The organism is Streptomyces sp. NPDC059582, from assembly GCF_042735715.1.
GTDB lineage: Bacteria > Actinomycetota > Actinomycetes > Streptomycetales > Streptomycetaceae > Streptomyces.
The window spans coordinates 1-12,344 of record NZ_JBHWCC010000103.1 but is presented as its reverse complement, the minus strand read 5'-3'; the positions used below and the strand labels follow the sequence as shown (position 1 = coordinate 12,344).

General features: G+C 72.5%; 12 protein-coding genes. 10 read left to right on the top strand and 2 right to left on the bottom strand.

Going from position 1 to position 12,344, the window contains the following annotated elements; all coding sequences use genetic code 11:
- The first annotated feature begins 294 nt into the window (after positions 1 to 294).
- From ACFV0T_RS41640 to ACFV0T_RS41625, 4 genes are all read left to right on the top strand, one after another.
- Complete coding sequence (locus ACFV0T_RS41640) at positions 295 to 1,656, top strand: peptidase C39 family protein (protein ID WP_385790682.1); 1,362 nt, start codon at positions 295 to 297, stop codon at positions 1,654 to 1,656.
- A gap of 194 nt (positions 1,657 to 1,850) precedes the next feature.
- The gene (locus ACFV0T_RS41635) at positions 1,851 to 1,991 is read left to right on the top strand and encodes an SCO1431 family membrane protein (RefSeq protein WP_385790680.1); all 141 of its coding nucleotides are present in this window, start codon (positions 1,851 to 1,853) and stop codon (positions 1,989 to 1,991) included.
- A 65-nt stretch (positions 1,992 to 2,056) separates the two neighbouring features.
- On the top strand, positions 2,057 to 2,719 hold the full coding sequence (locus ACFV0T_RS41630) for a TetR/AcrR family transcriptional regulator (RefSeq protein ID WP_385790678.1): 663 nt from the start codon (positions 2,057 to 2,059) through the stop codon (positions 2,717 to 2,719).
- Positions 2,720 to 3,009: 290 nt separating this feature from the next.
- The gene (locus ACFV0T_RS41625) at positions 3,010 to 4,182 is read left to right on the top strand and encodes an acyl-CoA dehydrogenase (RefSeq protein WP_385790676.1); all 1,173 of its coding nucleotides are present in this window, start codon (positions 3,010 to 3,012) and stop codon (positions 4,180 to 4,182) included.
- Here the strand turns inward: ACFV0T_RS41625 and ACFV0T_RS41620 are convergent.
- Positions 4,145 to 4,393 (bottom strand): hypothetical protein, encoded by a 249-nt coding sequence (locus tag ACFV0T_RS41620; RefSeq protein WP_385790674.1) that lies wholly within the window; start codon positions 4,391 to 4,393, stop codon positions 4,145 to 4,147. The two genes, ACFV0T_RS41625 and ACFV0T_RS41620, sit on opposite strands and share 38 nt — an antisense overlap.
- A gap of 152 nt (positions 4,394 to 4,545) precedes the next feature.
- Between ACFV0T_RS41620 and ACFV0T_RS41615 the strand changes: the two genes are divergently transcribed.
- Positions 4,546 to 5,649 carry a hypothetical protein gene (locus ACFV0T_RS41615; RefSeq protein ID WP_385790672.1) on the top strand — a complete coding sequence of 368 codons (1,104 nt, stop codon included), beginning with the start codon at positions 4,546 to 4,548 and terminating at the stop codon, positions 5,647 to 5,649.
- A 13-nt stretch (positions 5,650 to 5,662) separates the two neighbouring features.
- A complete protein-coding gene (locus ACFV0T_RS41610) occupies positions 5,663 to 6,757 on the top strand; it encodes a phosphotransferase family protein (protein WP_385790670.1) in 1,095 nt (364 codons plus the stop codon).
- A 10-nt stretch (positions 6,758 to 6,767) separates the two neighbouring features.
- Here ACFV0T_RS41610 and ACFV0T_RS41605 read toward each other — a convergent pair whose 3' ends face one another.
- Entirely contained in the window at positions 6,768 to 7,205 is a 438-nt protein-coding gene (locus tag ACFV0T_RS41605) for a hypothetical protein (protein WP_385790668.1), read from the bottom strand.
- An 828-nt stretch (positions 7,206 to 8,033) separates the two neighbouring features.
- On the opposite strand from ACFV0T_RS41605, the gene ACFV0T_RS41600 reads away from it, so the two are divergent.
- From ACFV0T_RS41600 to fxsA, 4 genes are all read left to right on the top strand, one after another.
- Entirely contained in the window at positions 8,034 to 8,474 is a 441-nt protein-coding gene (locus tag ACFV0T_RS41600) for an Lrp/AsnC family transcriptional regulator (RefSeq protein WP_016434164.1), read from the top strand.
- Between the two features lie 47 nt (positions 8,475 to 8,521).
- Positions 8,522 to 10,138, top strand: coding sequence for an amidohydrolase (locus ACFV0T_RS41595; RefSeq protein WP_385790666.1), 1,617 nt, complete (start codon positions 8,522 to 8,524; stop codon positions 10,136 to 10,138).
- Positions 10,139 to 10,681: 543 nt separating this feature from the next.
- Positions 10,682 to 11,491, top strand: coding sequence for a polyprenol monophosphomannose synthase (locus tag ACFV0T_RS41590; RefSeq protein WP_385790665.1), 810 nt, complete (start codon positions 10,682 to 10,684; stop codon positions 11,489 to 11,491).
- Between the two features lie 63 nt (positions 11,492 to 11,554).
- Entirely contained in the window at positions 11,555 to 12,109 is a 555-nt protein-coding gene (gene fxsA / locus ACFV0T_RS41585; protein ID WP_385790663.1) for an FxsA family membrane protein, read from the top strand.
- The last annotated feature ends 235 nt before the right edge of the window (positions 12,110 to 12,344 follow it).

Here is a 12,344-nt window from a genome sequence, read left to right as displayed (position 1 = left end):
TGAACTGCTGGACCGGCACCTGCACCACCTGTCACCGCCCCCTGCCCAACAAGAGGCCACCAAGATCAAGACAGACCTAACGGAGTCCTACTAGTCGCCGTCCCGCTTCTGTCCCGCGTCGCGCCGCGCACCCTCGCGCACCGGCTCGTCGCAGGTCATGCCAGTGGTCGAGACCAATATTGGTGGGCGTGGCATGGGTCGAAGTGCTGGCAGGAGCATGCCGCCTGCGGCCATAGTGGGCGCACTGCCGTGCAGTGATCCACCCCGACTTGGACACCTGGGAGTCTTCCGCCCATGAGCAGAGCCGAACACCCGTCCCGGAGAACCGTCCTGGCCGCCGCGGTCGCCGCCGCCGTGGTGGGCGGAGCGGGACCGGCGACCGCCGACACCACGTCCCCCCACGCCGCCGAAGGAGCTCCGGCCCGCTTGGTCGACAACCACGCCTGGACCACGTACAGCGACTGGCGCCGCGGCGCCGCCCAGGGCACCCGGGCCGTCGCGGGCGTTCGGCCGGGCCTCGTGATCGGCACCGCCGCGGGCACCGCCGACTACACGGACCCGCACACCGGCACCACCGCCGCCTGGGAGTACGGGACCTGGACCTCCCCGGTCCACCGGCTCTCCGTGCCCGCCACCGAGGTCATCGCCTCCTGGAACGCCCACACCCCGGCCGGCACCTGGCTCCAGATCGAGCTCCAGGGCACGTACTCGGACGGCACGGCCACCCCCTGGTACGTGATGGGCCGCTGGGCCGCCGGTGACCAGGACATCAAGCGGACCTCCGTCGACGACCAGACCGACGGCAAGAGCACCATCTGGACCGACACCTTCTCCATCGACGACTCGGCGTCGGGCCTGCGCCTGGTCTCGTACCGGCTGCGGCTGACCCTCTACCGCAAGCCCGGCACCAGGCTCACGCCGACCGTCTGGCGGCTCGGCGCCATGGGCTCCGACATCCCCGACCGCTTCACGGTCCCCGCCTCCACGCCCCGCCTCGCCAGGGAACTGCCCGTACCGCGCTATTCGCAGGAGATCCACGCGGGCCAGTACCCCGAGTTCGACAACGGCGGCGAGGCCTGGTGCAGCCCCACCTCCTCGCAGATGATCATCGAGTACTGGGGCGGCCGGCTCACGTCCGAGCAGCTGGCCTGGGTCGACCCCTCGTACGCCGACCCGCAGGTGTGCCACGCGGCGCGTCACACGTACGACCACCAGTACCGGGGCTGCGGCAACTGGCCGTTCAACGCGGCCTACGCGGCCACCTTCAAGGACCTCCAGGGCGTGGTCACCAGGCTCGGCTCCCTCACCGACCTGGAGACGCTGATCGCCGCGGGCATCCCGGCCATCACGTCCCAGTCGTTCCTGAAGACCGAGCTGACGGGGGCCGGCTACGGCACCTCCGGGCACCTGATGACGGTGATCGGCTTCACCGCCGACGGCGATGTGATCGCCAACGACCCGGCCTCGCCGGACGACCAGGCGGTGCGCCGCGTCTACAAGCGGTCCGAGTGGGAGAACATCTGGCTCAGGACCAAGCGGTACAACGCCAGTGGGAACGTCGTCTCGGGCACCGGTGGGGTCTGCTACCTCTACTTCCCGGCGCACCCGACCTCGCGTCAGCGCAAGGCGCTCGAAGCGGTCGGCGTCTTCTGCTGACCCCTGGGTGACCCGGGCCGGACACGGCCCCCGACGCCCACCGACGGCTCCCGGCGATCCCGGGGGCCGTCGGTGCTGTGACCAAGCTCTCCGCCGCACAAGTCCCTGACGGTGGCAAGGTGGACATACCGGTCGGGGAGCAGAGCGGACCGGTGGGGGAGTTCGTCGCAGACCTCCGAGAGCAGTGAGAAACCATGACCGCACAGTCAGCCACCGCCGCCCGCGCCCGTACCGGCGGCCCCCGGGAAGACGGCCCGAAGATCCTCGAACACGTCATGGGCTGGGCCCTCGTCGTGGTGATCGCGATGCTCGTCACCCAGCTCGGACTGCTGTGACCTGAGGCATATTCGACCTGCCATACTGCGGATGTCCCGCCGCCCGTTGGAGACCAGGGTCGAAGTTGAATATCAGTCAACAGCGCGATGCCACCGCCCGTCCCCGGGCGCGCGGCACCGAGCGTTCGCTGGCGCGCCGCGCCGAGCTCATCGCCATCGGGCGAAGACTGTTCGCCGACACGTCGTACGACGCGCTCTCGATGGACGACATCGCCCGGCAGGCGCACGTCGCCAAGGGGCTGATCTACTACTACTTCCAGTCCAAGCGCGGCTACTACCTGGCGATCATCCAGGACTCCGTCGCCGACCTGGTCTCCTACGCGGCGAGCGGTCTCGAACTGGCCCAGGTCGACCGGGTCCACCGCACCATCGACAGCTATCTGCGCTACGCCGAGCACCACCAGGCCGCCTACCGCACGATCGTCAGCGGCGGCGTCGGCTTCGACGCCGAGGTGCACGCCATCCGGGACGGGGTGCGCGAGGCGATCGTGGCGACCATCGCCGACGGCGCGTACGGCCGCGGCGACATCGGACCGCTGGCCCGGATGGGCCTGGTCGCCTGGGTGTGCGGCGTCGAGGGAGCCACCCTCGACTGGATCGACCGTCCCGTACTGTCCCGTACGGCCATGGGTGAGCTCCTGGTCAAGACGCTCGGCGGCACCCTGCGCGCCATCGAGGAACTCGACCCCTCCTGCCCCGCGCCGCCGCCCGCCCGCCGGGACGGCTGACCCTCGAGGGCGGAGGCCCGTGGCCCCGTCCACAGGAGGACTGGACCAGTGGGGTCAAAGATGCGGACCGCTTTCGCGACATTCGATCAAGATGAGAAATTCTTGAAGTAAGCGGTCGTTAACTGGTGACTGGGTGTCTCCAATCGGGCATACTCACTGCGCACAGCCGCTGGTCAGCCGCTTCCGCGACCCGGGAGCCAAGCCGCGGCGGGACCGAAACAGACCTGGCGGAGCCGCCTCCACCCAAGGCGCACTCCGCCTAGGTGCCCGACAGGGAGGAGAGCGTCGCCATGCCCGAGCGCCCCCCGCAGCCGGTGGAACGGCAACTGCCCACGGACGAGGCCCGGGATCTGATCTCGCTCGTCCGCGACATCGCGCAGCGCGAGATCGCACCGAAGGCGGCCGAGGAGGAGGACGCCGGACGCTTCCCGCGCGAGGTCTTCACCCTGCTCTCCGAAGCGGGCCTGCTCGGCCTGCCCTACGACTCCGAGTACGACGGCGGCGACCAGTCCTACGAGGTCTACCTCCAGGTCCTGGAGGAACTCGCCGCGGCCCGCCTGACCGTCGGTCTCGGCGTCAGCGTGCACACCCTGGCCTCCTACGCCCTGGCGGCCTACGGCACCAAGGAGCAGCAGGTCGAACACCTGCCGGCGATGCTGGGCGGCGGTCTGCTGGGCGCGTACTGCCTCTCCGAGCCGTCGTCCGGTTCGGACGCCGCCTCCCTGCGCACCCGGGCGGTGCGGGACGGCGACGACTGGGTGATCACCGGGACCAAGGCCTGGATCACCCATGGCGGGGTCGCCGACTTCTACACGGTGATGGCCCGCACCGGCGAGGACGGCCCGCGCGGGATCACCGCGTTCCTGGTGCCCGCCGACGCCGCGGGGCTCGGTGCCGCCGCGCCGGAGAAGAAGATGGGCATGAAGGGCTCGCCCACCGCGCAGGTCAACTTCGACGGCGTCCGCGTCAGCGACGCCCGGCGCATCGGCGAGGAGGGTCAGGGCTTCGCCATCGCCCTGTCCGCCCTCGACTCCGGACGGCTCGGCATCGCGGCCTGCGCCATCGGCGTGGCCCAGGCGGCGCTCGACGAGGCGGTCGCGTACGCCACCGGGCGGCAGCAGTTCGGACGGCCCATCGCCGACTTCCAGGGACTGCGCTTCATGCTGGCCGACATGGCGACGCAGATCGAGGCGGGCCGGGCCCTGTACCTGGCGGCGGCGCGGCTGCGGGACGCCGGCCGGCCGTTCGCCAAGCAGGCGGCCATGGCGAAGCTGCACTGCACCGACACCGCGATGAAGGTCACCACCGACGCCGTCCAGGTCCTCGGCGGGTACGGCTACACCGCGGACTTCCCGGCCGAGCGGTACATGCGCGAGGCCAAGGTCCTCCAGATCGTCGAGGGCACCAACCAGATCCAGCGGATGGTCATCGCCCGTCACCTCGCGGGTCCGGAGACCCGCTGAACTGACCGGGCCGCACCTGCGGGGCCGCCAGCCTGGCCCACTCCGGGTCGTGGCGGCCCGGCAGGGTGCGGCCACGGTCCGCCCAGGTGCGCAGCAGGGCGCGGTAGATGGGCGGGTCCTGGGGCTGCGGCGGCGGGAGCGGAACCGATTCCGCCGAGGCCGGGACGAACACGCGGCGGGTACGCCCGGGCGCCTGCTGGGTGGGGGTCATGCCAGGCCAACGCCACGGTGGGTGGGCAGGTCACCTGCCCACGTAATCGACCGTGAGTTCGCTCCGTGCCCCTGGTTCGGGGCCGTCACGTGTCTGGCCGCCGACACCTATCTGACGTACCGTCAACTCCCTTGCGTCCAGGGAGGCGAGTCATGGCCGACGACCGTCCGGTGCCGCTCGACGAGTACCCCGTGCATCAGGTGCCCCTGTCGATGAAGCACGTCGCGACCGGGGACCGGAACGCCTACGACCGCTGCGTCTTCCACGTCCTCGACCATCAGGGGCGCGCCCTGCTGATCCTCGGGCTCGGGGTCTACCCGAACCTCGGGGTGATCGACGCCTACGCGACGCTGCGCACCGGCGACGTGCTGCACGCGGTACGCGCCTGCGACGCCCTCGGCGAGGACCGGATGCTGCTCGAGGTCGGACCGCTGCGCATCGAGGTCGAGGAGCCGCTGCGCCGGCTGCGCCTGAGGTGCGACGACGCACTGTCGTACGACCTGACCTGGACCGCCGACTTCCCCGCCCTGTGGGAGCCCCACCACGTCCAGCGGCGCGGCGGCCGGCTCACCCTGGAGGGCCGCCGCTTCGTGCAGGCCGGCCACGCCGAGGGCGTGATCCGGGCCGGCGGCGAGGAGCTGCGGGTGACCGCCGCGGAGTGGACCGGCACCCGTGACCGCAGCTGGGGCGTGCGGCCCGTGCCCGGCGAGGACGGCGGGCGGCTGGCGCAGGACCATCCGACCGAGGGCTTCCACTGGATCTGGTGTCCGGTCCGCTTCGAGGACCGCTTCCTGATGGTCGTCGTCCAGGAGGACGCCGACGGCTACCGCACCCTGAACGACGCCACCCTCGTCCGCCCCGGCCATCCGGACCGTCGACTCGGGTGGCCCCAGGCCGAGATCACCTACCGGGCCGGCACCCGCCACCCCGAGCGCGCTCTCGTCCACCTCGGCGACCCGCGCGCACCGCAGGACCTGGAGGCCGAGATCCTGACCTCGTCCCCGCTCGCGATCGGCGCCGGCTACCCGCCGGCCGACGACTGGCAGCACGGCAGCTGGCGCGGGCCCGGCTGGACCGACAGCCGTACCTACGACCTGTCGGACCCCTCGGCGCACCCCCTCGCCGCCTACGGCGTCACCGACCACGCGGCCCGCTTCCGGCTGGACGGCCGGGTCGGGTACGGCATCTTCGAACACGGCTCGTTCGGCCGCCACGACCCGAGCGGCTTCACCGGCTTCGACTCGGTCGCACGGTGAGGAGGCCGACCTCATGACCACGCCATCGCGCCCGCGCACCACCACCCGCGACAAGGACGAGCTCACCGCCCGTCTCAACGCCTGGCTCGGCACCTTCCTGCCCGGTGCCAAGGCCACCGGCGTCACCGCCCCCGCGTCCAACGGCATGTCCAGCGAGACCCTGCTCTTCGACATCGAGCACCCCGAACCACCATTCACAGCTTGTGCGTTGCGGCTCGCGGCGGACCCGGCGGCGTACACCGTGTTCCCGGTGTACGACATGGGCCGCCAGCACCGCACGATGCGCCTGGTCGCCGACCGCACGGACCTCCCGGTGCCCCGGGTGGGCCGGCTGGAGGAGGATCCGGGCCCGCTGGGCGCGCCCTTCTTCGTGATGGAGCGCGTCGAGGGGCGCGTGCCGCCGGACGTGCTGCCCTACACCTACGAGGGGAACTGGCTGCACGCGGCGAGCGACGCCGAGCGAGAACACCTGGAAGCCGCGACCGTCGGGCTGTTGGCCCGACTCCACGATCAAGTACCGGTGGAACAGGCCGACTTCCTCGCGACACCGGGACAGGGCGACGCGCTGCGCCGCCATGTCACCGCCCAACGTGCCTACTACGACTGGGTCGTCGACGGACTTCCCCGCTCACCGCTCATCGAGGACGCCTTCGATCGGCTGGAGCAGCTGTGGCCGCGCGAGCCCGGCACGCCCGTCCTGAACTGGGGTGACGCCCGCATCGGCAACGTCGTCTACGACGGATTCGAACCCGCGGCCGTACTGGACTGGGAGATGGCGGCGCTCGCCCCGCGCGAGGTGGACCTCGGCTGGACGATCTACCTGCACCGCTTCTTCCAGGACCTCACGGTCGCGTCCGGACAGCGCGGGCTGCCCGACCTGCTTCGCCGCGACCGGGTGGAGCGGCGGTACGCCGAACTCACCGGCCACACACCGCGCGACATGGACTTCCACATCCTGTACGCGGCACTGCGGCACGCCATCGTCATGCTGCGGGTCGCCTATCGCCAGGTGTACTTCGGCGAGGTCGCCGTCCCGGCGGATCCGGACACACTGATCCTGCACCACGGCAGCCTGCGTGCCATGGTGCAGGGCAGTCGTCGGGACTGAGCGGGACGCCTCAGGCGGCGGCCCGGCGCATCACCGGCACGCGCATCGGGCGCGAGCCCGGGCCGCCGACGTGCGAGAAGGGCTGCGTCCGCCAGTCGAGTCCCTGGGGGAGCGTCAACAGGAGGGCGGTGTCCTGCTCCTGGAGCTCGACGGACTCGTCCGCGGGCTGCGCCGTGGCGGCCTCCCGGCCCGTACCGGCGCACACCGTGAGCCCGAACGGATTCCACGGCGAGGCGCACAGCGCGTGCTCCGGCAGGACCTCCTCGTCCGCCAGCAGGGCGATGGGCTGCGCGCAGTCCGGGCAGATCACCCGGAACATCTCGAAGGTGTCGTACGCGTCGAGCTCGTCGCCGTCGAAGTCGTCGGGTTCGACGCCCTCCGGCGTGGGCTCGACCAGCGGCTGCTGCCGCTTGGGAACGGTACGACCAGGGCGCTTAAGACTCTGCATGGGATTCTCCCCCTCGGGCTGGGCCGTGAAGGCACTGCGGCCTCGACCACAGCAAGCACTTCCCGTCCGGTCTCGGCGGTAATCACGAGGGCATCACGGAGACGGCCCGGACGCTGTGGCGTTCGTCACATGCCGCTCGCAGATGCCCCACACAGTGGATTTATCGCCCTACCGACTCCTCCACCGACTCCTCCACCGACTCCTCCACCGGCTCCTCCACCGGCTCCGGGGCGGCCCCTTGGCGGCTCCGGGGCGGCCCCTTGGGGGCTCCGGGGCGGCCCGCGACCGACCGCCTGTCGCCTCCCGGTCGGCCCGCGACCGACCGCCTGTCGCCTCCCGGCCTGCCCGCGGCGACCGACTCCCAGCCGAACCTCAGTCGACTCACAGCCGACCGCCCGCCGCCTCCCGGCCTACCCGCACCCGACAGCCTGCCGCCTCCCGGTCGGCCCGCGACCGACAGCCTGCCGCCTCCCGGCCGAACCTCAGTCGAACCCCAGCCGACCGCCCGCCGCCTCCCGGCCGGCCCGCGACCGACCGCCTGCCGCCTCCCGGCCGGCCCGCGACCGACCGCCTGCCGCCTCCCGGCCGGCCCGCGACCGACCGCCTGCCGCCTCCCGGTCGGCCCGCAGCCGACCGCCTGCCGCCTCCCTGCCGGCCCGCGACCGACCGCCTGCCGCCTCCCGGCCGGCCCGCGGCGACCGACTCCCAGCCGAACCTCAGCCGAACCCCAGTCGACTCACAGCCGGACGCCGGTCACATCACGAACCGGGTATGACCTGGGCCGCTCAGGTATCGGAGGAGATCAGACGCCCTGTAGGTTCTTGCGCCATGGAGGAGCTCGACCGTCAGATCGTTCAGCTGCTCGTCAAGGACGGGCGGATGAGCTACACAGACCTCGGCAAGGCCACCGGCCTGTCCACGTCGGCCGTGCACCAGCGCGTACGCCGGCTGGAGCAGCGTGGCGTCATCCGCGGCTACGCCGCCGTCGTCGACCCCGAGGCCGTGGGGCTGCCCATGACCGCCTTCATCTCGGTGAAACCGTTCGACCCCAGCGCCCCCGACGACATCGCCGACCGCCTCGCCGGCGTGCCCGAGATCGAGGCCTGCCACAGCGTCGCGGGCGACGAGAACTACATCCTCAAGGTGCGGGTGGCGACCCCGCACGAACTGGAGGAACTGCTGGCCCGACTGCGGTCGCTGGCCGGCGTGTCCACCAGGACGACCGTGGTCCTCTCGACGCCGTACGAGGCACGGCCGCCGCGCGTCTGACCCACCTGCGTGCGGGGCCGCCGCGGGCAGGCGGGAGACTGTTCCCCATGAGTGAGCGCACCGCCGAACCGAAGACCGTCCTGCTCCGCCGCGGAGAAGTCCACAGCCCCGCCGACCCCTTCGCGACCGCGATGGTCGTCGAACGCGGCCAGGTCGCCTGGGTCGGCTCCGAGGGCGCGGCCGACGCCTTCGCGGAGGGCGTCGACGAGGTGGTGGATCTGGACGGCGCCCTGGTCACCCCGGCCTTCACCGACGCGCATGTGCACAGCACCGCCACAGGGCTCGCGCTGACGGGCCTGGACCTCTCGTCCGCGCCGTCCCTGGCGGCGGCGCTCGGCCTGGTGCGGGACTTCGCGGTCGCCCGGCCCGAGGACCGGGTCCTGCTCGGCCACGGCTGGGACGCCGCCCGCTGGCCCGAACGGCGCGCTCCCCGGCGGGACGAACTGGACGAGGCCACCGGCGGCCGGCCGCTCTACCTCAGCCGGATCGACGCCCACTCGGCCGTCGTCACCACCGCTCTGCTGGAGCTGGCGCCGCGCGCACGGACCGAGGCCGGCTTCGTGGCCGGGGAACCCCTGACCCGCGGGGCCCACCACGCCGTCCGCGCCGCCGCGTTCGCGGCCGTGACGGAGCAACAGCGCGTCGCGGCCCAGCGCGCCGCCCTCGCCCACGCCGCCTCCCTGGGCATCGGATCGGTCCACGAGTGCGGCGGACCGGAGATCTCCTCCGAGGACGACTTCACGGGCCTGCTGCGGCTCGCCGCCGAGCGGCCCGGACCGCGCGTGGTCGGCTACTGGGCCGAGCAGGACGTCGAGAAGGCACGCGAGCTGGGCGCGACCGGGGCCGCCGGGGACCTGTTCGTCGACGGCGCCCTCGGCTCCCACACCGCCTGCCTGCACCAGCCCTACGTGGACGCCGACCACACGGGTGCCGCCTACCTCGACGCCGTCGCCGTCGCCGCGCATGTCGTCGCCTGCACCGAGGCGGGCCTCCAGGCGGGCTTCCACGCGATCGGCGACGCCGCGGTGTCCTCGGTCGTCGAAGGCGTCCGCGCGGCCGCCGAGAAGGTCGGCCTGACCCGCGTGCGCGCCGCCCGGCACCGCGTCGAGCACGCCGAGATGCTCACCCCGGAGACCGTCGCGGCCTTCGCCGAGCTGGGCCTGACCGCCTCCGTACAGCCCGCCTTCGACGCGCTGTGGGGCGGCGAGGACGGCATGTACGCCCAGCGCCTGGGCGCCGAGCGGGCCCGGACGCTGAACCCCTTCGCGGCGCTGCTGCGGGCCGGTGTACCGCTCGCATTCGGCTCCGACAGTCCCGTCACGCCCCTCGACCCGTGGGGCACGGTCCGGGCCGCCGCCTTCCACCGCACACCCGAACACCGCGTGTCGGTGCGCGCGGCTTTCACGGCCCACACGCGCGGCGGCTGGCGGGCGGTCGGGCGGGACGACGCGGGCGTCCTGGTGCCGGGCGCGCCCGCGGACTACGCCGTATGGCGCACCGACGCCCTCGTCGTGCAGGCCCCGGACGACCGGGTGGCCCGCTGGTCCACCGATCCCCGTTCCGGCACCCCTGGCCTGCCCGACCTCACCCCGGGCGCCGACCTCCCCGTCTGCCTGCGCACCGTGGTCGGCGGACGGACGGTTTTCGTACGGCCGGGCGAGTGATCTACCGCGGCGGCGGGGCGCCGATCGGCCCCCGCCACCGCGTTGTGCGACCTGCGCATCCTCCTCGCTGACCAGCATGTTCAGCAAGAATGCGCAGCTCGGAGGGGTGTTGACAGGCGACGGCGGGGGGCCGGTAGGTTCTGCCGGGTCCACCACCGGACGCCCTACCGGGGAACGTCCGTGCACTCGCCGCAGCGCCGCTGGGTCAGGGACGGTGTGCCGCACCGGGGCACCGTCACTGGGAGCCAGGCTCAGCGTCCGCGCCGACGAGGGAACGTTCCGGCCGGTCGGCAAGGTGTGACCGGGGTGGGGCCCGGGTGCTCAGTAGACAACGGCTTTCGGTCGACCCGCAGCCAGCGGGCCCCAGGTCGGCCCGAAGGGCGCCGGGCCCCCATCCGCCGTACAGCGGCGTACATACGAGCCCAAAACCACTCTCTTACCCCGCTCTTGCGGAATCGACACCACCGGTGGAACGTGCTGTCACGTCATCGCAGGCCGCGGCCACTATGGTGGACCTCTGCGTACGGACATGAAGGGGCAGCAGTGAACGACGGCGACGGGACCCTGGCGGGACAGGCCCGGGGCAGGCAGTTCGGTCCGCTCGGCACTGCCTTGGTGATCATTCCGACCTACAACGAGGCGGAGAACATCAAGGCGATCGTCGGCCGGGTGCGAGAGGCGGTCCCCGAGGCGCACGTGCTCGTGGCCGACGACAACAGCCCCGACGGCACCGGCAAACTCGCGGACGAGCTGGCGGCCGGGGACGGTCAGGTCCACGTGTTGCACCGCAAGGGCAAGGAGGGCCTCGGCGCCGCCTACCTCGCGGGCTTCCGCTGGGGCCTGGAGCACGACTACGGCGTCCTGATCGAGATGGACGCCGACGGGTCCCACCAGCCGGAGGAGCTGCCGCGTCTGCTGACCGCGCTCAAGGGCGCGGACCTCGTCCTCGGCTCCCGCTGGGTGCCGGGCGGCCGGGTGGTGAACTGGCCCAGATCCCGGGAGTTCATCTCCCGCGGCGGCAGCCTCTACTCGCGCCTCGCCCTCGACCTGCCGTTGCGCGACATCACCGGCGGCTACCGCGCCTTCCGTCGCGAGACCCTGGAGGGTCTCGGCCTCGACGAGGTCTCCTCGCAGGGCTACTGCTTCCAGGTCGACCTGGCCCGCCGCGCGGTCAAGGCCGGCTACCACGTCGTCGAGGTCCCCATCACCTTCGTGGAGCGCGAACTCGGCGACTCCAAGATGAGCAAGGACATCCTCGTCGAGGCGCTGTGGCGGGTCACGGCGTGGGGCGTGGGGGAGCGGGTCGGCAAGATCACGGGCCGGGGCGGTCCGACGGAGCGGCCGCAGCGCTAGCCGCGGGGACCTGTCGATCAACCCCTTATCCCGCGCTGAGCCCGGCCCGGGCACACTGGGAGCATGACGACAGGCGCTCCGACCCCTTCTTCACCCGTCCGGCCCCCGCGTTCCCGGCTGCGGACCTACCTGCCGCTCGGCGTCGCCGCCTGGATGGTGCTGGAGGTCTGGCTGCTGATCGTGGTCGCGGGCGCGACGAGCGGCTTCACGGTGTTCCTGTTGCTGCTCGCCGGGTTCGTGCTCGGCGCGGTGGTCATCAAGCGGGCCGGTCGGCGCGCCTTCCAGAACCTGAACGCGGCGATCCAGAGCGGCGGTTCCCCCGCGAAGGGCGGCGGCAACGGCCTGATGATGCTCGGCGGGCTGCTGCTGATGATCCCGGGCCTGATCTCGGACGCGATGGGTCTGCTGCTGCTGATTCCGCCGGTCCAGAAGGCCGTGGGACGGTACGCGGAACGCACCGTCGAACGCTCCCTGCGCCAGGCCGGTCCCGGCACCCTCGGCGACGCCTTCCAGCAGGCCCGTATGCGCCGTCCGGACGGCAAGGTGGTCCAGGGAGAGGTCATCAGGGACGAGCCGGGCGGCGCGGCCGAGGAGCCCAGGCCGCCGCTGACGCGCTGACGCGCCGGGCGTCGCTGTTCCTGGTGCTCGGGTCTGCCTGCGGGCCGTGATCGGGCCTTCCTGCAGGCCTCCCCTCGGTGGCCCCGGCGATCTCCCCAGGCCCGGCCGGCCATGTCCTTCTTGTACGCCCCTGCCGGGTCGGGCGGACACAGAGCCTGCCGGGCCGGGCGCACAGATCCTGGCGGCCCGGACGTACGGCTACGACCGCGGGCGCCGCACGGAGATTCCCGTGCGG